This window comes from Paenibacillus litoralis, assembly GCF_046244365.1.
Lineage (GTDB): Bacteria > Bacillota > Bacilli > Paenibacillales > NBRC-103111 > Paenibacillus_V.
Genome location: NZ_CP176395.1, coordinates 2,080,911 through 2,101,048, shown reverse-complemented (window position 1 = coordinate 2,101,048; position 20,138 = coordinate 2,080,911). Strand labels below are relative to the sequence as shown.

General features: G+C 54.8%; 19 protein-coding genes. 3 read left to right on the top strand and 16 right to left on the bottom strand.

Annotated elements, in window-relative coordinates; genetic code table 11:
• Positions 1–130 precede the first annotated feature (130 nt).
• From sufC to ACKGJP_RS08510, 7 genes are all read right to left on the bottom strand, one after another.
• On the bottom strand, positions 131–919 hold the full coding sequence (sufC, locus tag ACKGJP_RS08540; RefSeq protein WP_409345237.1) for a Fe-S cluster assembly ATPase SufC: 789 nt from the start codon (positions 917–919) through the stop codon (positions 131–133).
• Positions 920–1,187: 268 nt separating this feature from the next.
• Positions 1,188–1,781: a DUF1802 family protein gene (locus ACKGJP_RS08535; protein WP_409345236.1), complete on the bottom strand. Its 594-nt coding sequence runs from the start codon at positions 1,779–1,781 to the stop codon at positions 1,188–1,190.
• A 305-nt stretch (positions 1,782–2,086) separates the two neighbouring features.
• Positions 2,087–2,908, bottom strand: coding sequence for a hypothetical protein (locus tag ACKGJP_RS08530; RefSeq protein ID WP_409345235.1), 822 nt, complete (start codon positions 2,906–2,908; stop codon positions 2,087–2,089).
• A 10-nt stretch (positions 2,909–2,918) separates the two neighbouring features.
• Complete coding sequence (locus ACKGJP_RS08525) at positions 2,919–4,127, bottom strand: ABC transporter permease (protein ID WP_409345234.1); 1,209 nt, start codon at positions 4,125–4,127, stop codon at positions 2,919–2,921.
• Between the two features lie 45 nt (positions 4,128–4,172).
• Positions 4,173–4,886, bottom strand: a complete 714-nt coding sequence (locus ACKGJP_RS08520) for an ABC transporter ATP-binding protein (RefSeq protein WP_409345233.1) — start codon at positions 4,884–4,886, stop codon at positions 4,173–4,175.
• A 139-nt stretch (positions 4,887–5,025) separates the two neighbouring features.
• The gene (locus tag ACKGJP_RS08515; protein ID WP_409345232.1) at positions 5,026–6,747 is read right to left on the bottom strand and encodes an alkaline phosphatase; all 1,722 of its coding nucleotides are present in this window, start codon (positions 6,745–6,747) and stop codon (positions 5,026–5,028) included.
• Between the two features lie 52 nt (positions 6,748–6,799).
• Complete coding sequence (locus ACKGJP_RS08510) at positions 6,800–6,982, bottom strand: hypothetical protein (protein ID WP_409345231.1); 183 nt, start codon at positions 6,980–6,982, stop codon at positions 6,800–6,802.
• 274 nt (positions 6,983–7,256) lie between these two features.
• Here ACKGJP_RS08510 and mtnK point away from each other — a divergent pair, with 274 nt between their 5' ends.
• Both mtnK and mtnA read left to right on the top strand, forming a co-directional pair.
• Complete coding sequence (mtnK, locus tag ACKGJP_RS08505; protein ID WP_409345230.1) at positions 7,257–8,459, top strand: S-methyl-5-thioribose kinase; 1,203 nt, start codon at positions 7,257–7,259, stop codon at positions 8,457–8,459.
• 54 nt (positions 8,460–8,513) lie between these two features.
• Positions 8,514–9,590 (top strand): S-methyl-5-thioribose-1-phosphate isomerase, encoded by a 1,077-nt coding sequence (mtnA, locus tag ACKGJP_RS08500; protein WP_409345229.1) that lies wholly within the window; start codon positions 8,514–8,516, stop codon positions 9,588–9,590.
• A gap of 656 nt (positions 9,591–10,246) precedes the next feature.
• Here mtnA and ACKGJP_RS08495 read toward each other — a convergent pair.
• The 9 genes from ACKGJP_RS08495 to ACKGJP_RS08455 all read right to left on the bottom strand — a co-directional run bounded on the left by ACKGJP_RS08495 (position 10,247) and on the right by ACKGJP_RS08455 (position 19,204).
• Positions 10,247–11,641 (bottom strand): sialate O-acetylesterase, encoded by a 1,395-nt coding sequence (locus ACKGJP_RS08495; RefSeq protein WP_409345228.1) that lies wholly within the window; start codon positions 11,639–11,641, stop codon positions 10,247–10,249.
• Positions 11,642–11,720: 79 nt separating this feature from the next.
• Positions 11,721–12,356, bottom strand: a complete 636-nt coding sequence (locus ACKGJP_RS08490; protein WP_409345227.1) for an SGNH/GDSL hydrolase family protein — start codon at positions 12,354–12,356, stop codon at positions 11,721–11,723.
• Between the two features lie 360 nt (positions 12,357–12,716).
• Positions 12,717–13,907, bottom strand: coding sequence for a formate-dependent phosphoribosylglycinamide formyltransferase (gene purT, locus ACKGJP_RS08485; protein WP_409345226.1), 1,191 nt, complete (start codon positions 13,905–13,907; stop codon positions 12,717–12,719).
• 134 nt (positions 13,908–14,041) lie between these two features.
• Positions 14,042–15,265: an ROK family protein gene (locus ACKGJP_RS08480; protein ID WP_409345225.1), complete on the bottom strand. Its 1,224-nt coding sequence runs from the start codon at positions 15,263–15,265 to the stop codon at positions 14,042–14,044.
• A 180-nt stretch (positions 15,266–15,445) separates the two neighbouring features.
• Entirely contained in the window at positions 15,446–15,982 is a 537-nt protein-coding gene (locus ACKGJP_RS08475) for a chromate transporter (protein WP_409345224.1), read from the bottom strand.
• Between the two features lie 32 nt (positions 15,983–16,014).
• Positions 16,015–16,689: a chromate transporter gene (locus tag ACKGJP_RS08470; protein WP_409345223.1), complete on the bottom strand. Its 675-nt coding sequence runs from the start codon at positions 16,687–16,689 to the stop codon at positions 16,015–16,017.
• 317 nt (positions 16,690–17,006) lie between these two features.
• Entirely contained in the window at positions 17,007–17,843 is an 837-nt protein-coding gene (locus tag ACKGJP_RS08465) for an alkaline phosphatase family protein (protein WP_409345222.1), read from the bottom strand.
• Between the two features lie 37 nt (positions 17,844–17,880).
• Positions 17,881–18,738, bottom strand: coding sequence for an EamA family transporter (locus ACKGJP_RS08460; protein WP_409345221.1), 858 nt, complete (start codon positions 18,736–18,738; stop codon positions 17,881–17,883).
• Positions 18,739–18,901: 163 nt separating this feature from the next.
• Positions 18,902–19,204, bottom strand: a complete 303-nt coding sequence (locus ACKGJP_RS08455; RefSeq protein WP_409345220.1) for a YunC family protein — start codon at positions 19,202–19,204, stop codon at positions 18,902–18,904.
• 300 nt (positions 19,205–19,504) lie between these two features.
• Between ACKGJP_RS08455 and ACKGJP_RS08450 the strand changes: the two genes are divergently transcribed.
• Positions 19,505–20,044, top strand: a complete 540-nt coding sequence (locus ACKGJP_RS08450) for a hypothetical protein (RefSeq protein ID WP_409345219.1) — start codon at positions 19,505–19,507, stop codon at positions 20,042–20,044.
• Positions 20,045–20,138: the final 94 nt, after the last annotated feature.

Sequence of the window (20,138 nt, the reverse complement as noted above, 5' to 3'; positions counted from 1 at the left end):
AGTTAAATTGTCGCTTGAAGTCGTGCTATCGTTCGGAAACGCAGAAGACGCTCTAAAAGTTCAATTCGATAAGCCGCCTAGTTTCACGCGATCTTCCCGGTGTCATACGGCCGGCTTATAAACTTGTAGATTAAGCGCCTTGGCCGACCGTTTCGTCGACGATGCCGAGCTCTTCCTTGATCCAGTCGTAGCCTTCCGCTTCCAGACGCTCCGCAAGCTCAGGTCCGCCCGAACGAACGATGCGGCCTTGCATCATAACGTGAACGTAATCCGGTTTGATATAGTTCAGCAAACGTTGATAGTGGGTAATGATCAGGAATCCGCGGTCTTCGCTGCGGATGGCGTTAACGCCGTTGGCAACGATACGGAGCGCATCGATGTCGAGACCGGAATCGATCTCGTCGAGAATGACAAGACGCGGCTCAAGCATCATCATTTGCAAAATTTCGTTACGTTTCTTTTCCCCGCCGGAGAAGCCTTCGTTCAAATAGCGGTGAGCGAACTCGGTATTCATTTCGAGCTCTTTCATTTTGCCTTCCATTTGACGAATGAATTTGATCAGCGAAATTTCATTGCCTTCGCCGCGGCGTGCGTTGATCGCACTGCGCAGGAAGTCCGAATTCGTAACGCCAGCGATTTCGCTAGGATATTGCATAGCCAGGAACAGGCCGGCGCGCGCGCGCTCGTCGACTGCCATTTCCAGAACGTCTTCGCCGTCGAGCGTTACGGTTCCGTCCGTCACTTCATACTTGGGATGCCCCATCAGAGCGGAAGCCAGCGTACTTTTACCCGTTCCGTTCGGTCCCATGATCGCGTGCACTTCGCCGCCGTTGATCGTCAAGCTGAGACCCTTCAAAATTTCTTTGTCCTCAATGGAAGCCCGCAAACCGTCTATGACGAATTTTGGTGAATTAGCCATCTTGTCCATACCCTCCAACGTGTTGTTATTTAGAAGCTTTTTTTATTTGTAATCATTTTAGAATGATTATCAACTGATTCTCACTATATTTTATTATAACGCACTATAGAAAAGCAAGAAAGTCCGGTTTTTGCCTCAAAAAAAGGGTACACGCAAAAAACAACCCGTTTCGTCGTCGGGTCGTCGAGTTCTCGCAGCATCCTTCCCGGATGCTTGCTTCCTCTCATCGGCAACGGTTTTCGGCCAAAAAGGGGCTAGAGAGCAGCCGTCAGCGGCCTAGAGCTTGCTTCAAGGCGGCCAGCCGGCTCTCGAACCCTTCATCATCCAACACAGGCTTGAGACCGCCAGGCTTACCGACAGCGGCGCTACCGGCAGCCAACGGCTCTTCCAGCTCGATCCAAGACGTGCAGCCCGCATAATCCGCAAGGTTGGCGATCGATTGGGGCTCGTCCAAAGCATAAACGCGAAGCGCGATCACGTGCAGCGGATTTTTGCGCTTCCACTTAAGCCGTTCCTCGGCAAAGCGGTCCGTCCAGATGTGCAGCCCGCTCAGCTTGTCCAGCTCAGCTTGATCGAATACTTCGAAATCCTCCACCGCTTCGGCGTAGCATGCGATCGGTACGGTTTGCTGCCCCGGCTCCCACGCTTGCAGCGTTTGATCCAGCGAATCGGCGTATTCGTCTTTGATCAAATGTTTTTTCTGATGCTCGTATGTCGGAAACAAATAGAACGCTTTGCTCTGAAGCTGAAAATCGCGTGTTTCCTCTGCAATTCCGCCTTTGCGCATAATGATGATCTGCTTGCCTTCCAGCAGCGCCTTGACGGCAACCGCCCATTCCTTTAACGCAACCGGCTTACTCAAGGTTCTCCCTCCCCATTCCATTATTACCCTTAGGCAAATAACGCAATACATTTCATTATACATGAAACGGAGCGGTTTTACCCGAAGCCGCAGCGAACCGTAATAAAGCCGCACCTAATGAGACTTGTGCCAGTCGTCGGCGGATACAACCCAAAAAACCGCAAAATGACGTGCGGTCCTTGAAACCAATCCGTTACATGGCGGGAAGCCCCGGTTCTCTGCTTTGTTAAAAACCGACCGCAGGAGAATAAATCTCGATGCGGCCGGCAAAAAGATACGGTCACCCAAAGCCCGTCCGCACGAGCTTATTCTTTTATTTTTTCGAATTTGGCGTCGTAGAGGCGGAACATCGTTTTGTAGCCCGATTCGTCAATCTTGATCCCTACGTCGAGCTTTCCGGTAATGCGCAGCGGACCGGACGTGTAGCGGAGTTTCTCCTTATCCGGCACGAAAACGATCATGATTTTGTTCCAATACGTTTCGTCCCCATTGTCGAAAGGACATTCGGCACCCGGCTCCGGAATGAGCAGAAACCAATGCTTCTCGAACGACAAAACCTCGCCCATGTACCCTTTTATCGTAACCGTCTTCCCCTGCAGGTCCCAAAACTTGTCGGACGGCGTATTCTGCTTCTCGTCATCGAAAAACTCCGACCACTTGATCGCCGGATCGCCGGCCGTCTGCGCAGCCGCTTGCTCCTTGCTTGCGGTACCGCCGTTTCCCTCTGAGGCCGCTGCAGCAGGCACCGCAGGCGATTGGGCTTCGGGCCCTGCTTGAGCCGCAGGTTTAGGTGTTTGCTTGGCTGGCGTTTTGCCTTCGAGGGGCTTCTCCTCCGCTGCTGACGGCACGCTTGCCGCCGGAGCCGCATCAGCCGGCGATGTAATCGCGGGTTCGGGCTTGTCGCCCGCAGCGGGACTTGCGCTCGCAGCCGCATTCGGCGTAGCCTGCTGCGGAACAGTCGGCTTTCCGTCTTCCTTTGCCCCCGAGCTTGACTGTGCCGAGTTAACGGATTCCGACGCTGCGTGCTGCGCCATGGCGAAAGTCCCCGCCCCGCTCTCTTGTCCGGCCGCCGCGCATCCGGAAAGGACGAGCAGCACCGCCGCGGCGAACCATCGATGTTTGTTCACAATACCCCCCCTATGCGCGAAACAACTGTAACGGATTGACTCTGTACACGCGGAATGACGGTCCTGCCGACGCGAGCAACCCTGCCGCCATCGTACCCGCAATGACATAAAACTCCTCGAACGCAAAGCTGCCGACCTGTATGCCTGTGGCATCGAAAAGCGCCCCGCTTGCGAGCGACGCTCCCAAATGTCCGGCCGACATCCCGATAATCAATCCGATCCCCGTTAGGATCAAGCCTTCCCCGATTAAAGCAGCCCCGATAAAAGAACGCTTTTTCCCGATCAGCCGAAGCAGTCCGACATCCTTCTGACGTTCCTTAATGGCGGCAACAAGCGACAGCAAAATCGTCACGGCGGAAAGCGCAACGCACAGCAGCGTAACGACCGTAAGCAAATCCGCGCCCCTATCCACCATATTGACGACATCCGCAACCGCCTTGCTTGTAAAAGCCGCTTGCACATTATCGAGCTTATCGTACTCTTGTTTCAGAGCTTGCGCGCCGGCCAACGATTTCGGCTTGACCAGAATCGACGTCACTTGACGATGCGAGCCGGTTTGATCCCGGTGAACCGCCCATGCATAATCCATTGTCGTGAACACCGCGCGGTCGTCCGGACTATTCAGTCTCGGAAGAATACCCGCTATCGTATAGACGAAGCCGTCATGCTCGTCATGTACTTCTTGCCCTTCCTCTTCCTCCATGGCATGGCCCGCTTCGTGCACCAATCCATGTGCGCCTTTGAACGTATCGCCGACGCGAAGCCCGAGAGCGCGGGCAACATGCCAGCCGATCGTCACTTCGCCCAGCTTCCCGTACAACTTGCCGCTAGAAAGCTTGCGGTCGCCGTAGCGGACTGCGAAATAGTTCGGATCGATGCCGACGATCGGATAACCGTTCAGGTTATCGCCGGCCGTCATGGCGAAAGCCGCATCCGCCTGAGCGTCTTTCGACAACCGTTCGAACACGTCTAGCGGAATGTTTCCGGTCGGCGCCCCCACATGATAAAACGTGCTCAGCACGAGCTGCGAGACGCTGCCGTCCGCGCCCACGACGACATCGAACGGGCCGTAGCCTTTTTCCGCTCCCTGTTCCACTCCCGTCCGGCACAGAAGCAAAAAGACAAGCAGTGCGACCGTTATCGATACGGAAACGACCGTCAGCAAGGAGAGCGCCTTACGGTACCAAATATGCCGCCATATAAGCGTAACCAGCCCCACAGTAACCGCATCCTTCCATCATCTGTTCTTCATGATAGCCGTACCTTATGACCCGCTGACGACGCTCATCTCCGAGGCGCTATACGACTTTCCAGCTGTTCTATGCAGCCTGTTGATCTCGTCCATGGACACGCAGCCGTCGAACCGTTTCGCCAAATGAAGATCATGGGTAACTGTAATCAAGGTAAGCCCATCATCCTTGCAAAGACTCAGCAGCAAAGCCATCACGTCGTTCGCGGTTTCCCAATCCAAGCTTCCCGTCGGCTCGTCAGCCAGAACAAGCGGGGGCCTGTTGATCAGCGCCCTGACGACGGCCACTCTTTGCTGCTGCCCGCGGGACAGCTGCGAAGGCAGATGGTTCATCCGTTCGGCAAGCCCGATCCTCTCGAACCACTGCTCCAGCCGCTTTTTCTTGTCGCCGGAGCTCGAACGCTCCATCACCAGCTCTACATTTTGCTTGGCCGTCAGAGCCGGCAGAAGGTGAAAGTCCTGCATCACATAGCCGATCCGGCTGGCGCGAAACGCGTCCCTCTCCGCCTCCTTCAGCTTATGGAGCGGCTGTCCGTCGACAACCGTTTCGCCCGCGTCCGCCTTGACCATGCCGCTCAGCATGTGGAGCAGGGTGCTCTTCCCGCAGCCGCTGGGACCGACAATCGCCAGCCTGCTCCCCCTCGCCGCATCCCATGCCGGAATATCCAGAACCGGTACTAAGCCTTCGGCGGTCTGGAACGTTTTCGTAAGTCCGCGTACGCGTATCAACCGAATCCCCCCTCATGGAATCGAAAATATCCGTTCTCCTTTTTCTTATAAGAAGCAACCGTATCTCCCCTATCAAGAGAAAACAGGAGAACGCAGTTCTCCTGTCAAAGCGGGCAGCCTTGCGTGCCGCCGGCATCTCTTATTTGAGGATGATCCGTTCCGAGATAGCATCCCATTTCATTGCGGCGCCCGTCAGTTTATTGAATGCGTCAAGCGGCAAATACAGCTTGTCGTTGTCGATATCCGCTTTCGCATCGATTGCCTGGCCGTTCAATTGCACGGTTTTCGCGGCGAGCTGTACGTCGAGCTTCTTGTCGCCCTTCGCAAGCGTTACGGTACCTGTCGCTTCGTTCCAAGCCGTCGTAGCGCCGAGTGCGGTTGCCAGCGCTCGTGCCGGGTACAGAACCGTTCCTTCGCGGGTTACTTTAAATTTCGGATATAAGTGGCTGGCTTGCATGTCCGCCGTGGCCGCTTCCAGATCCACGCCGATGACTTTGGCGCCGGATTTGGCGATATCCGTATTGTCTACCTGCCCTTTGACCATGTCGGCGATCGGTCCGTATGCCCATACGCCTACGTCTACGCCGGAGTGGCCGTGTCCCGACCAGCCGATCAGCAGCCGCTTCGAAACGACTGCGTTAAAGCCGCCTTCCTGAGCGTAAGAGGAACCGTCTCCCTTCATGATGAAAGCCGCTTCTTCGTCGGTCAGATCGGTAATCCAGGTATTGTCGGCGACGATTTTTTTCACGTCTTCGATCGTTTTGGCGTTTTTCAGCAGCGGCCCGAGCACCTCGGACGATTTCTTCTGCTTATTCCACAAATCCATGTTCATCTCGTAAATGTTGTCGCGCGACAAGGACAAGCCACCGGTTTCATGGTCGGCCGTTACGACGACGGACGTGTTGCCGTCCTTCTTGGCGAAATCCATCGCAACTTTAACGGCAGCATCGAAATCGAGCATTTCCTGAACGGTCGTCGGAAAATCGTTCGCATGTCCGGCATGGTCGATACGGCCGCCTTCGATCATCATCGTAAAGCCCTTCTCGTTGGCCGACAAAATATTGATCGCTTTCTCGGTCATCGCGGCAAGGTTCGGAATATCCGCCGTACGGTCAGGCACATAGGCGACATGGGATTTGCCGAACAAGCCGAGCACCTTGTCGTTCTTGGCCGTCAGCGCGTTCAATGCCGAGGAATCTTTCACTACCTTGTAGCCCTTCGCTTCGAAATCGCCGATGATGCTTTTGTCCGTGCGCTTGCCTTTCTCTTCCTTGCTGAGGAAAAAGTCCGAGCCGCCGCCGAACAGAACATCTACGCCGCTGTCCAAATATTGCGAAGCGATCGCGTTCTCGTTGTCGCGGCTGCGCACGTGGGAAGCGAATACGGCCGGCGTGGCATGCGTAATGCGCGCGGTTGTGACGAGCCCCGTTGCTTTCCCCGCTTTTTCGGATGCTTCGATCACGGATGCAAACGGCTTCGACACGTCCTCGTTCGAAACGCTGATGCCGGCATTGTAAGTTTTATGTCCCGTCGCAAAAGCGGTTCCGGCCGAAGCGGAATCCGTTACGACACCGGATACGATCACGCCGCCGTCTTCTCCGCGGTCCGCGTATGTAGTCGCTTGTCCGACATAGTAGCTGTCCAGGTTCAGATGCTCTTTGCCCAAAAAGGTTTTCGAATAAATCCGGCCGGCCGAAACTTGGGCAGGGCCCATGCCGTCGCCGATCAGTACGATCAGGTTTTTGGAAGGCGCTTTGCCGCTCTGGTCTTGCTTTCCGTCTTCCGCGTTCGAGAAGCTTGCAGGAACGAGGCTGATGGCAAGTGCCGATGCGAGTACCCCTGTAATTGTTTTTTTGTTCAACGCTTTCCCCTCCAAAAGGTTATGATAGTTTCATGCGGCATGCGAAATGCCGTCACCTCGCACCAGCGGGCTGAATTCGCTTGTATTGTTCCGCGTTCGCCTTCATCGGATTCGGATCGCGATAATGCGTGCCGGCGCTGTCCCGTTGCGGGTCGATCGGCCGGTCAGCGGCAAATGCGGCCACCGTGAGGCTTACGGCTGCAATAAGCAGCAGCTTCAATAGCTGCGTTTTCATGTGGGTTTCCCCCCGCTTGGTGCCTGTTTACATGGTTAAGCATACTAGCCGAACGTTAACGAGATATTTTCCTCATTTTAAGAATTTGTAAAAGAGTCTCGGCTCCCGCCTCTGGAAGCTGGCTCAAGCTGGCTATTCCCTGCGGGGAAAAAGTATCATATACTAAGGAAAGCATGGTTAGTGCGGCCGTAAGGACATAAACCTGACAATCCGCATCAGAATTCCGGAATATGCCGGATTCCAATCCTATTCATTGAACCGAGGAGGCCTATACATGACCTATCATCCGTTAACCGAAGAGCAAGCGATTGCTTATGCGCGCGGTCTCGAAAATGTTTTCTCCCCGAATGCCGAACTGACAAGCCGTGAAATCGGCGACGGCAACTTGAATCTCGTTTTTCACATTTCCGATGTGGCGAACGGCAAAACCATTATCATGAAACAGGCGCTCCCTTATGCGAAAGTCGTCGGCGAATCTTGGCCGCTCACGCTTGACCGCGCCCGCATCGAAAGCGAAGCGCTCATGACCCAAGAATCGCTCGCTCCGGGCCTTGTCCCGCATGTATATAAATATGACGCTGAGCTAGCGCTGACCGTCATGGAAGACCTGAGCGATCACGTCATCATGCGCCGAGGCTTAATCGAAGGCAACGAATATCCGCTGTTCGCCGGACATATTTCGGAATTTATGGCGAACACCTTGTTCTTCACTTCGGATCTCGGCATGAATCAGCAGCAAAAAAAGCTGCGCGTCGGCCAGTTCATTAACCCGGAATTGTGCAAAATAACGGAAGATCTTATTTTTGACGATCCGTACACCGACTCGCCGAACAACAACATTCATGCGCTAATCCAGGACGATGCGGCCGCGCTTCGCGAGGATACCGCGCTGCAACTGGAAGTGGCGCTGCTCCGCGAGAAGTTTTTGACGCATGGACAGGCGCTGCTGCACGGCGACCTGCATACGGGAAGCATTTTCATCACGAAGGAATCGACGAAGGTGATCGACCCGGAATTCGCGTACTACGGACCGATGGGCTTCGATATCGGCGCCGTTATCGCCAACCTGCTGCTGAACTTCGCCGGTCAAGAGGGCTGGATCGAGGACGAGGCGCGCCGGGCAGATTTCCGCGCTTACCTGCTGCGTACGGTCAAGGACGTATGGGAGCAGTTCGAGCAGAAGTTCGGAGCCCTATGGGACCGGCATCTCGTCGACCGGATCGCGCATACGCCGGGCTATAAGGAATCCTATATGCAGCGGCTGCTGCAGGATACGATCGGCTATGCCGGCTGCAAAATGGTCCGCCGCATCGTCGGGCTGGCTCACGTAGCGGACATCGATAAAATCGCCGACGGGGAAACTCGCGCAAGAGCGGAACGTATCGCCTTGGCCATCGGCACGGCGCTGATTAAGCTGAACCGGAACGCCTCGTCGATCGACGATGTGCTGGTTATCGCGAACAAACAAATCCAATAACATCAAGCGAGCCGGACGCTCCGGCTTCGCTGTCGACAACAGGAGTGGAATACAATGAGTGAACATCAAGCTGCAACACAAGCGACGGGAAGTCTCGTTTCCGTCAGTTGGAACGCCGATCACGTTGAAATGCTCGACCAGCGGCTGCTGCCGGAGGTTATCGAATTTCTGGACCTCACAACTGCCCAGCAGGTTTGGGAGTCCATTCGCAACCTGACGGTGCGCGGCGCGCCCGCGATCGGCATCTCGGCTGCGTACGGCGTCTATCTCGGCATTCGCGGGAATGGAGCGGACGACCGCAGCTCGCTTGCCGCCGAAGTCGTTAAAGTCGCCGACTACTTGGCTACCTCGCGGCCTACGGCTGTCAACCTGTTCTGGGCGCTCGACCGGATGAAGCGCCGCGCCGGGGAATTGGCTGCGGAAGCAGGCGACGTCCCAGCCATGAAAGAAGCGCTGCTTGAAGAAGCCAAGCAGATTCAAGCGGAAGACGAAGAGACTTGCCGCATGATCGGCGAGCATGCGCTGACGCTGTTTACGGACGGCATGGGCGTGCTGACGCACTGCAACGCGGGCGGGCTTGCCACGGCGAAGTACGGCACGGCGCTGGCGCCGATGTATTTGGCTCAAGAGCGCGGCATGAACCTGAAAGTATTCGCGGACGAAACGCGACCGGTTCTGCAGGGCGCTCGCTTGACCGCGTTTGAGCTGCAGCAGGCGGGCGTCGACGTAACGCTCATCTGCGACAACATGGCCGGCATGGTCATGTCCAAAGGCTGGGTGCAAGCCGTCATCGTCGGCACCGACCGCGTTGCAGCCAATGGCGACGTCGCCAACAAGATCGGGACTTACAGCGTAGCCGTGCTGGCCAAAGCCCACGGTATCCCCGTCTATGTAGCCTGCCCGCTCTCGACGATCGACTTGAACACGCCGACCGGAGCGGAAATCCCAATCGAAGAACGGCATGAAGACGAGATCACCCAAGGCTTCGGCAAACGCACCGCGCCGAAGGGCGTCAAAGTGTTCAACCCGGCGTTCGACATTACCCCGAACGAGTATGTCACGGCGATCATCACCGAAAAATGCATCGTCCGCGCACCTTACGAAGAAGGATTGCGCAAGCTGTTCGAGTAAATAACTTCACCCCCGTGCCTTGGCACGGGGGTTTGTTTTTGTCTGCTTTAGTATGCATGTTTGCTTAGTGCGCCGACCGTTTCTCTATGCAGAACCTATATGTACAGGTAACTTGCTCTTGCTGGGCAGGAGGGGACCGTTGGACATAGAAGCGGAAATACTGAACCTAGGTTCAGTATTAGTGAACCAAAGTTCACTAAATCATATGGAATGGCGGCATTTCCAATGGATAGTGAACCAGCGGTCGCTATTTTTCCACGACGTTCACTATTTGTGAAGTTTCGTTCACTATTTTCGATATATGAGAATTTTCTGGTGAAATAGTGAAGTTTGGTTCAGTAATAGTGAAGTAAGGTTCACTAATTACAGGCTTTACTCAGAACATACCTCTGGCAAACGGAAAAACTGACCATTAAAGTTACTGGTGGTTATCTTGCGGCGAATGTCTGGACGTCTTGTAGTCATGAACGGATTAAGCATCATCGGGCATCCGCTTTGTATTTAGTTGGCGGTTCATACGATTGGAGGGGGCTCGTTGGTTGGAAGTCTGCTTCTAGGTTGTACCGGTATGAGGTGTAAGATCGTCACACGCCAATAGGCCGACCCGCGACTAGTTACGTCTGGTCAGCCTTTATGGCGTGCGCTATATTTTGCCGCTAAGCAACAACGATAGAGAAAGGCACGATGCAGCGGCATTGGTCGTCTCGCAGAGAGATGACGGGATCGGCACCGTAAAGCCCATGCAGCGTCGTCCTGCCGACAGGAGGGCGAGCAAGCCGAATGACGATGTCATGATTAGCTTCTGCAATAACGCTCTCCAGCTCCACGAAGCCGGCTTCGTCCTCGACGGTAAAATCGCCGATTTGCTCGCTCGGCGTCCAGTCGCCCGAGAGATCTGCGAATCGAACCCGAATCCGGCTTCGATCTTCGCCTTCGGCCGTAACCTCCGCCGGGGCCGGATACCGGCTATCCGCCGGCAGCCGGTACACATGCTCCAGCGCCGTCGCGGCGAACCGTTCCCCGATCGCGACATTCGATGCGGAGTTGTTGTGAATGACGTCGGATAATGAACAATCGATCGTCACAATCAAGTGTAGATCCGCGATCTCGGCAGCCAGCTGTCGCTGCGTTTCCCGGATCGCGCTCCAGTTACGGTCCGCTGCGGCGTCGCAGCTCGTTTTCCGGTTCAGCTGTGCTGTCAACACAGGTAATGAATCATCGCCGCACATTTCCCTAGCTGCCGCTACGAAGGACCGGAAAGCGTCCGCGTAAGCTTCGGTTCTTTCATGCGAAGCGGCATCGGTCTCTCCTTGGTACCAAAGGATACCGGCGATGCGCCCTCCCGCTTTGGCGATCATGTCCGCCATATTGTCGAACAATTCGAGTCCCGGTCCCGTCCATCTGCGGACGGGGCTGCCGCCCAGCGCCGCGGGAATGAGACCGACCGGAATACCCGTACGCGCAACTATCGCTTTCCCGAACGCAAGCCATGGGCTGTGCCCATGAAATACGCCGTGCACCGTGATCGGATGCAGCGTATTGGTGGCATCTTCAAGCGGATGTGTAGCCAGTCGCCACCGTTCGTCGTTTCCAAAAAGATGAACGCCAAGCTGGGGTCCGTCGTTAACCGTTCCCTTCCCGGTACCAGAAGCGTTGCTCTGGCCGGCTATCACATACAAATCCCCTACGCCCAGATGATGAATGCAGTCGCCTCTCGTCGCCCTTGGATCCTTGGCAAAAGGCCGGCGGATTCTCGTTTCGATCCTGTACAATCCCCCTTGCGGGATGTTGCATATCCGGGCTAGAAATGTGCCTGCTTCCCGATCCAGTTCCGCATCGTGCCAGTCGAGCTTGGCGGTAACGGGCGCTTGCGTAGCTTCGTCAACGACCCTGACCTGCACGGAAAAATCGTTCTCCGGCGTCAGCCACGTGCCGGCTATCGTCATATCGGCTGTGCCGTCCGCCTTTCTCTGCACGATGGTCCAATCGCTCGGACCGTCCGTAATGGTAACCCCGGGTAAAGCATGAACGCGCTTTGACCAATCCGCCATCGCTGTTTCTCCTTTTCTCTCCGGCAACCGGAGCATAAACAAAGAAACCGCCGCATCCCCTGCAGCGGTTTCTTTCAAGTTACAGTTCCACGCCTACAGCCTGCAGCCAAGCTTTGGCGATCAGCGCATGACCTGCCGGTGACGGATGAACGCCGTCCGGCGCCCAAAAAGCAGGCTTCTCGTGCATCGACGCCTGTGCGAACAACCCGTCGAGCGGAACGAGAAGGGCGCCGAATTCACGGGCCAGCTCGCGAACGACGGTAATTTTCGGATCCAAATCCTCGCGCCATGTCCGGCGATCCTCCGGTACCGGAAGCACGAACGGCTCGATCAAGACGATCTTAGCGCCGAGTTCCTCTTTGGTACGCGTAAGCAATTCCCGATAGCCCGCTTCGTAAGACTCCGCCGATGTCGGATCGTTACGGTCGTAACGCCGCCACGTATCGTTAATTCCGATGTAAATGGAAACGATCGTCGGCTTCAAGTCGATGCAATCCTCCTGCCAACGCCCTTGCAGATCCTTTACGCGATTGCCGCTAATCCCGCGATTCAGAAACGCAACCCCATTCTCGGGGTGTCTCGAACCGTACAGCCCCGCCGTCATTAACGCGTACCCGCGCCCAAGATCCGCTCCGTTCTCCTTGATGCGGCCGGCATCCGTAATGCTGTCTCCTTGAAACAGTACGATATCGCCTTTCGTAAGCAGTGCTCCCATGAAAATAAGCCCCCTCGAAAAAGTATATGGTCATCGGTGCTGTCGGCCTTGCGCTCGCAATCCTTCTATGAAGTGAACCCCGGCTGTTGAAAACGGATAACGACAAAAGCGGACCTTCAGTCAACCGTTCCATCCGTTCAGCTGAAAAAAAACGTTATTCCAAACCAAGAAGCGGCCAAGTCCTACCATCTTCGACTTTCACTTAATCGCGTAAAACGATCAAAAAAGCAAGCGCTTACTGCACACAGTAAAGCGACTAACGGCCGGAAGGAGCGCTTCAAGAGCGCCTCCTCCGACAGCCTTCATCGCCCTGCAGCGCCAGCATGAATAAACGCTGTTTAAATAGCCAAACCAGCCTGCTTACCCTTCCACACCCGGATAAACGATACGCAGCGCACCGGCCGCTTGATGCGCCCGTTCGCGCGCCTGGTCGGTATCATCCGCCGAGCTCATGGCAACGGCCATCCGGCGTCCGACCTTCGTTTCCGGCTTGCCGAAAACCCTCACCTGCGTGTTCGGCACGGAAAGCGCTTCGCCTATACCTTCGATCCGGTAATCGGCATGCTCTTCCGTCGCTTTCAGCGTGTGTGTCGCGCCCGGCGTAAGCAAACGGATCGTCGGTATAGGGAACCCGAGAATAGCGCGAACATGCAGCGCAAATTCGGACAAATCCTGGCTGACGAGCGTAACAAGCCCCGTGTCGTGAGGACGAGGGGAAACTTCGCTGAAATATACTTTGTCCTGCCCGAGGAACAGCTCTACGCCATAAATGCCGTAGCCGCCAAGCGCGTCCGTCACCGTTCCGGCGATTCTCTGCGCCTCTTCAAGCTGCTTCGCGCTCATCTGATGAGGCTGCCACGATTCGATGTAATCGCCGTCCTTCTGCACGTGCCCGATCGGCTGGCAAAAGGAAGTGCCCGATACGGAGCGTACCGTCAGCAGCGTAATTTCCGATTCGAAGCGGATAAACTCTTCGACGATGACGCGCGTCTTTTTGGCGCGGCCGCCTTCCATCGCGTAATTCCAGCACGTCTCGATCTCCGCTTCCGACCGGCATACGCTCTGGCCCTTCCCGGAAGAGCTCATGATCGGCTTAATGACGCACGGAAGCCCGATTGTCGCAACCGCCTGCTTCAGCTCCTCCAGACTGTCCGCAAAAGCATAGCTCGCCGTCGGCACCTGTAGCGTCTCGGCCGCCAGTCTGCGAATGCCTTCCCGATCCATCGTCAATCGGGAAGCGTTCGCCGAAGGAATGACGCGGTAGCCTTCCTTCTCCAACTCGACAAGCTCGCTAGTGGCGATCGCTTCGATTTCCGGCACGATTACATCCGGCTTCTCGCGTTCGATCACTTCCCGCAGCTGCTGCGGGTCCAGCATGTTAATCACGTAATGGCGATGCGCAACCTGCATGGCCGGCGCGTTCGCGTAACGGTCGACGGCAATCGTTTCGACGCCGAGACGCTGCGCTTCGATAATGACTTCTTTCCCCAGCTCGCCTGAGCCGAGCAGCATCATTTTTTTCGCATGAGTGGATAACGGAGCCCCGTACATCCGATCAACCCCTTGTCTCTAAGATGTGCATAGCGTTCCATAACTCCCTAACATTCCTTAACGTTCCCTACCATTCCCTAAGGTTCACTATAGCATAATCGCTGCGGTTCTCCCTACGATTTTGCAAGGGTTCTTCAATCCGTCAGCTTATTGATGACCAATGCCGCCGCACCCGCCGCCAGCGCGTCCTCGCCGAGCTTGCCTTTGCTGAACACGACTTGGTAGGAAGGATAGTGGTAGGCGTTCTTCAAAGCGATCTCGGTCGCCACCTGAAAAAACAGCTCATGGCTGCTGACAAGCGGACCGCCGAGCACGACCTTCTGGGGATGCAGCACATTCAGCAAATTGGCGAGACCGATGCCGAAATAAGTAGCCGTCTGCGTAAAAAGCTCAATCGCGAGCAAATCGCCTTCCTGCAGCGCCTGCAGCAAATGCGGGAACCCAACTTGCTCCGGCGAGCCGGCAAGCTCCAGCACACGGGAATCGCGCCCCTGCTTCAGCCGGGATTGCGCGGCTTGCTCCAGCGCGTAGATAGACGCATACGATTCCAGGCAGCCGTAATTGCCGCCCTTTTCCCGGTGCCTCACCCCGTCCGTCTGGATGATCATTTGGCCCACGGAGCCCTCCATGTCAAAAGCCCCGTATACGAGCTGACCGCCGGTCATCATCGCCGAACGGAGACCGATCCCGGCATGCACGTATAGCAAATCATCGTAAGCTTGTCCGCCGTCAGCCCAGTATTCTCCGACGATCGCGGCATTCGCGCCGTTATCCAGCGTTGCCGGAAATCCAAGCTGCTCCTCCATGATGCGGCATATGTCCACATTGCTCCAGCCCGATGCCGGGAAGTAAAGCGGCTCCACGATGATGCCGCGATGGCGATCGACCGGTCCTACGGCGCCGATGCCGATGCCGAGCACGTTCTCCCGCGTAATGCCGTGGCGACCCATAAGATCGGCAACCGCCCGTACGATCAGCTCGACCGCAACCTGGGGCGTCATATTCGCGGTCATGCTCCAGCTTCGCGATTCGAGCTTGTTCAGGTGCATGTCGCACAGCACGATACGCGAGTAAAAACGTGAAATATCCAGACCGAACACATAGCTGTAGGAAGCATTCGTCTCGTATAGGATCGGCCTTCTGCCGCCAGTCGATTCGCCGAAGCCTACTTCGACGATCAGCTTCTGCGAAGCCAGGTCGTCCAAAATGCGCGTCAACGTGCTGACGGTCAATTCGCTCTGATTCAGCAAATCAAGCTTGGACACCGTTCCCTGCCGGCGGATCAGCGCATAAATCTGTTTGGCTTTCCGGCTTGTAATCCGCTCCGATAACGTCAATCGCTCCGCCCTCCCGGCCATCTTTCTTTCGCATCTATTATACAGGATCATGGAGAATTTGCCCAAAAGAAATAAACCGAAGCCGTCAAAGCGTTCGCTTTGGACAACCTTCGGTTGCAGGAATCTTTTATCGTTAGGAAGAGGATCCGACCGCCGCCATTCCATGAGCCGGAAAAGCTCACGTTTCCTAAGCCAGACTTGCTAGCCGAACACGGCGGCACCCGCTACGCCGGACAGCAGGATGACATAAACCGGATGCATGCGCAGCTTGGCGATCGCATAGAGTGCGAAAGCGAAAATGCCTAACGTAAAGGCGGTATGCACGTTCAAGCCGCCAAAAACCCCGTTTACGCTCGCGAAACGAATCGCCGCATAAACGATAAGTCCCGTTACGATCGGACGCAGCCCGTAGAAAGCCGATTTGACAAGCTTATGCTGATGTGCCTTATAGAAGAACGCGGCTGCAGCCACGACGATAATAAGCGAAGGCAAGACGATACCTAACGCCGCTGCCGTAGCGCCCGCCAGTCCCGACGTTTGGAACCCTACGTATATGGCGCTGTTCATGGCAATCGGTCCCGGCGACATACCGGCAAGCGTAGTCACTTCGGCAAACCGCTCGGGGGTGAGCCAGCCATGAGAGGCAACTTCGTTTTCGATAATCGGAATCATCGCATACCCGCCGCCGAACGAGACAAGCCCTACTTTGAAAAATGTCCAAAATAACTGGAACAGCATTCGCCCACCCCCTCTCTAAGATGTATGAAGCATTAAATGCCTTCCCCGATGTAATAGTCGTCGTACCGGTAGAACGGCTTCGCCGTCTCCGTTTGTCCGCCGCCTGCCTGTTTCTCGTGCTTTTCCAAACGGACGGCCATGCCCAGCTTCTCTTTCAGCTTGATCAGGCCGATGCCCAGCAGTGCGCCGAGCGCCATAACGATCACCGGATTCAGCTTGGCGAAGAGCAGAATAACGACCGCTCCGATTACCGTGGCTAGCGTCGCTTTATCGAATACCGCGCTGCGGCCGATCCGATAAGCGGCATAGACGATCATGGCCACGACCGCGGATTTGATCCCCTCGAACGCCGCCGTCATTTTCTCATTGCCTTCCAGCCATATGAAAACGAGACTGAGCCCGAGCACGATCAGAAAAGTTGGCAGCGTAATACCGATAACGGCGGCAATCGCTCCCTTGACGCCGGCCGTGCGAAATCCGATGAACGTCGCCGCATTGACGCCTACGCCGCCTGGCGCAGAGCCTGCGATCGAAAGCGCGTCTACCATTTCCTCTTCGCTGATCCACCGCCGTTTCTCCACAACCTCACGCTCAATGACCGGAATCATCGCGTAGCCGCCGCCGAACGTGACCGGAGCTATTTTGAAGAACGACCAAAAGATGTCCGCAAGCAGCCGCCAATCCGTCGTACCGGAATGCTTCCCCATCCGTCATCCCCCCAATCTTTCGATGCCTCAAGTCATAAATAGATGTCGGACATTCCTTGTATACGTTCATTATACTAGAGTTTAATTCATTTTGAAATAAACATTTTCATCAATTTTTGGACCTCCCCCGTTTCTCCGCGTAAAAATAGGCATTCATCTCGATAAATCCGAGTAATTCACCCTTTTTACCAACCGATACCGACCCTCTTTATTTCTTTTTGGTTTTTAGTTCTCGATTGTAAGACATTTCGTTGCTCTTCCGCAACAAAAAAATCCGTTCCGAGCAGCGGCTGCTCGGAACGGATTCATAAGATCCTTTATTGATTTTCAAATAGTCCTGCCGGAACCCGGCCTTCCCACTCCCGAGGAGGCGTCAAGCCCAGCGCATAGGCGATGACAGGCGCCGTATCGATAATGCGGACCGGCTCCTTCAAGGCGGCGCCCGGGGCGATCCCTTGTCCGACGCATCCCCAGAATATCGTCATGTCCCGCGGATCGTCGCTGCCGTGACCGTTCGTATGCGCTCCGCCGCCGCCATGATCGGTCGTAAAAATAATCAAACTGCCCTCGAGCAGGCCGGCTTCCTGGATCGCATCCAGCACGATTCCCACGAGCCGGTCCGTTTCGGTAATGCACTCGAGATAAGGCTTCGAGTCGGTGCCGTAAGCATGCTTGTGACCGGCATAATCGGGATTGCTGAATTCGATGAACATCGCTTTGACGTCCGGATTCTCGCGTATATAGGCGGCAGCGGCGACAGCCAGCTCGTCATCCGGCAGCGAAACCTGATGCACCTCCGCCGACGCCTCGATAATGCCGTGATTGATCGGCCACCACTCGCTGAACGCAGCCAGCTTGCTCTCGGGGTATGCCTGGCGAATCAGCTTGAGAAAGGAAGGATAAGGCGAATCCTCAGGAAACTTACGGCTGCGGTCGCTGACGATATCGTTGTCCAAGCCGTGCCTCTGCGGATCGACGCTATGATGGAGCGCCCCCCAGCATTGCGCGCTGATCGACGGAAAAGCGGTTTGCGCGTCATACGTCAGAACGCCGTTTCGGCAAATCGCATGAATGTTCGGCGTTTCCGTATCTTTAATAAAGTTTCCTGCCCCGTCCATGCCAATTACGAATACCCGGTTGTTTTTGGCCTGCATCCCATCACCCCATCATGAACTATGTAAAAAGCCGGCTTTACCCCCAGAGACCAAGCGAAATGATGCCGCCTGCAATGACGGTGGACATTACGATACGCCTGACACCCTGGTTTTCCTTCAGAATCAAAATGCCCAGCACCGTTCCGAACACCGTGCCGATCTCGCGAATCGGGGAAATGTGGGCAAGCGGCGCAATTTCCATCGCAAATAAGAACAATAAATAAGACCCGGGCGCGCATACCGCCCCTATTAGCACTTTTCGCCAATTGACCTGCCATTCGCGTTTGACAAGCCCTTTTTGCAAAGAGATTTTGGTCAGCGCTACCACAACCCCGAAATTGGATATTTCGATAAGCCCCAGCGGCGATAAATAGGAAAGCGTCTGTTTGTCCACAATAACGTAACAAGTGATGCATAAGCCGACTAGCAGCGCATAACCGAGCGCTTTGCGGAACACCGTTCCATCCATACCTTCGGGCCGCTTCATACCCAGCCCGCTAATCATAAACATGCCCCCGACGATAACGATAAGGGCAATCCAACCGATGCTTGACAGCGATTCGCCGAAAGCGGCTACGCTTACGACAGGAACTAGCAGCGCTCCCGTCCCCCGCATAAGGGGATAAACCTGCGACAAATCGCCGTACGAGTAAACTTTGGCAAGAAGCAAACCGTATGCGGCCTGCAAAACAAACGAAAACAACATAAACAAATAACCTTGCGGCGGAATATCGTTATGCAGCAAGTCGTTCATCAAGAATGGCCAGAAAATAAATAGCGAGACCCCATGAATCAACCACAAAAAAGCGCTTTTGTTTAAGCATGTCTTGGTGAATAAATTCCACACGGCATGCGTCAGGCCGGAACAAAGCACCAGCATAACAGCGGCAGTCACGTGCAGCACCGTCCCCTCTCGGATGTCATGCTTCCATCCTACGCTTAGCCGGCACACCTGTCAATACAAAAACAACATAAAAACAACAAATAGCATTTGCCATAGTTGCTTTTATGTTGCAGTTTAACAATGCGATAACAAAACTTTATTTCAGGAGACGCTTTTACAGCATGCGTAGAATCGCTTCGCTTCCTTTCATGCCGGGATAAATGCCCAGCGCCACCGCTTCGTCGGTCACGGATTCCAGAGGAGCGTCAAGCAGCTGCTCGATCGTTTTGACACCAACCGCTCTTCCCGCGATGATCCGCCGGTCCTTCAGCCGGTCGTTCAGCAGTTGAACGTCGAGCGCGCCGCACATAATGTACCCCTTGTCGGTCGTCACAGCCAGGAGCGTCGTTTTGGGCAGCAGCACTTCGATCGCAAGCGCCGTCCGGCCGTCGATTTCCACCGGTTTAAGCTGCATCAAGGCTATGCATCTCCTTTCCTTAGCATGCATATCGGCTACCTTATAGCATATGTAGGATAATGCCCGTTGGTTTCATGCTCGTACAAGCTTAGTCTGCAAAAAAAATAGCGGCGACCCGGTACTCCAGACATGCTCGTGTAGACCCATTTATCTTCGACGCAAAGTTTTCCAACAATTTCCGGAAATATTTCATTAATATATATCCCTTTAGCACTACGATTTCTTATCGATAAAGTCTACTTTTGGGCATTCATTCATGGTATAGTGAGAAAGGACTAGTTTAGTCGGAGGCATGAACAGATGAAGGAATCCAAGGAACAAGGCAAGAAGAGTTATTTGTTTAACGTCAGCATTTTGGTAGACGGCTACAATAACGGCATGGCGCTCGAATCGCTGCTGCGCCTTTTGAACGCCGACAAGATTATCGACTACAAAATCAATGAGGGGATCGAGCTCGGCAAAATCATCGATGCCTCTTTGGCAGAACGCCATAAGCAGAACGAAAGCGTTTCGAAATCGCAGCAAGCGAATAAACCCTCTTCGTCAACCGCCAAGACGCAGCAAAAGGCTGCTGAGCCGCCTTCTGGAAGTCACGAATCGAAGCCGGATGGCAAAGCCGATCTGAACAATGTGCTGAACCTGCTCCAGGAATACCAGAAGACGAATTCGCTCGTCCGCTTGTCCGCTCTCAAGGGAAAAGGGGTAAAACTCAGCATTCCTTGCCGGATTTTAAGCTTTGACTCGAGTGCCCAGCTCGTCACGGTTTATCATGTGGACGAGAAGAAAGTGTATCAATTCCACATGAGCGAAATCGAAGATTTCCATGTGACCGGATCATAGAAACCTTTTATGCAGAAACTTGCACCCAGACGAAAAAACGAGCCGATGGGCTCGTTTTTTTGTTGGGCATTCTTTAGGATATGTATGGCGAACG